The organism is Paenibacillus sp. 01T442, assembly GCF_056398345.1.
Genome location: NZ_JBFTPF010000194.1, coordinates 1 through 1436, shown reverse-complemented (window position 1 = coordinate 1436; position 1436 = coordinate 1). Strand labels below are relative to the sequence as shown.

The following is a 1436-nucleotide window of genomic DNA, read 5'->3' as shown; positions in this document are numbered from 1 at the left end:
TGTCTCAACAGCGTCTCTCAGAGATCTGCCAACTAGATTAGGAAGCGGCATTTCCTCGACAGGCTGCATGGCAACGTAAATATGCTGCGTTGATAGAATTTGAGTGCCAGCTTTCGGGAACTGATCAACCACTTTCTCACCTTTACCGAACACTTCAAGCGATAGGCCAATATCTTTGGCCGTATCTTTAGCGCTTGTCGATGTAATATCTAACAAATTCGGTACATTAAGACGATTCGCTTCTTTAGTGATCGTTTTCGGCTTTTTACTTGAGGCAACACCCATGTACTGCAAAGACTCACCCACTATTTCTTTGAACGCAGGCGCTAGGACTTGACCGCCTAAATGATAATTCCCACCTAAATCAGGCTGATCTGCGATAAGTGTAATTAAAATCCGTGGATCTTCTACTGGCGCATAGCCAATAAACGAGATTACCMAAGTATCGGATGAGTACGTTTTTTCACCAGGAAGTACGATATTCGCTGTCCCCGTMTTGGCTGCTATCCGATAATCCTCCATATAGGCAAGCTTACCAGTCCCTACTTCTTGGTCGGATACGACTTGCTCTAAATAACCACTCACTTGCGTTGCCGTTTGCGGACTCACAACTTGTCTGATTACTTGGGGTTCATACGCTGTGATTACTTTGCCAGTTTTAGGATCAAGAATGTCCTTCACAATGTGGGGCCACATCAATTTACCACCATTCGCAATGGCTGCATAAGCTGCGGTTTGTTGGATGGCTGTCACAACGACTTTTCCTTGTCCGTAGGTCGCTGTAGCGTACTCAGACGGATATTTCATGTCAATTAGACCTGAGACTTCCCCAGGCATATCGATGTTCGTTTTTTGATCGAAACCAAACTTATTAATATAATCACGCAGCTTATTCTGAGTTAATTTCTCAATTCCTAGCTTTACAAAAGCAACGTTACTAGACCTCTTCAGACCCTCTAAGAAGGTGATTTTCCCCCATCCGACGAGATTATGGTCATGGAGAATACGGTCTGAGACTTTTATCGAACCCGATTGATAGGTTTCTGTCGGATTAAACAATCCCTCTTCCACCGCTCCTGCTAGGGTAACTAACTTAAAGGTAGATCCAGGTTCATATCGGGAAGAAACGGCGCCATTTCTAAAATCTTTCTGCGGATCATAATTCCAGTACGTATTCGGATTAAAGTTCGGCGTATTTGCCATCCCTAGAATTTCCATCGTTTTCGGATCAACCGCGATAGCTGTCAGGCTTTTCGGATGCCATTTGTCATTGACTTTTGCTAAAGCGCTCTCTAAATAAAACTGTATGTTTTTGTCGATCGTGAGTCTAACATTGTTTCCATCTTCCGCAGGTTTAAAGTTAACTTTGGCATCGGGAAGTTCTACACCTTTACCATCTTTTTCATAACTTAGCATCCCCGGAATACCCTTAAGTG

Annotated in this window: 1 protein-coding gene; it reads right to left on the bottom strand. The window is 43.5% G+C overall.

What is annotated here, in order from left to right; genetic code table 11:
• Positions 1 to 1416 (bottom strand): penicillin-binding transpeptidase domain-containing protein (locus AC1DLM_RS35335; RefSeq protein WP_477572618.1); only part of this gene is annotated, 1416 nt, incomplete at its 3' end.
• Between the last annotated feature and the right edge of the window lie 20 nt (positions 1417 to 1436).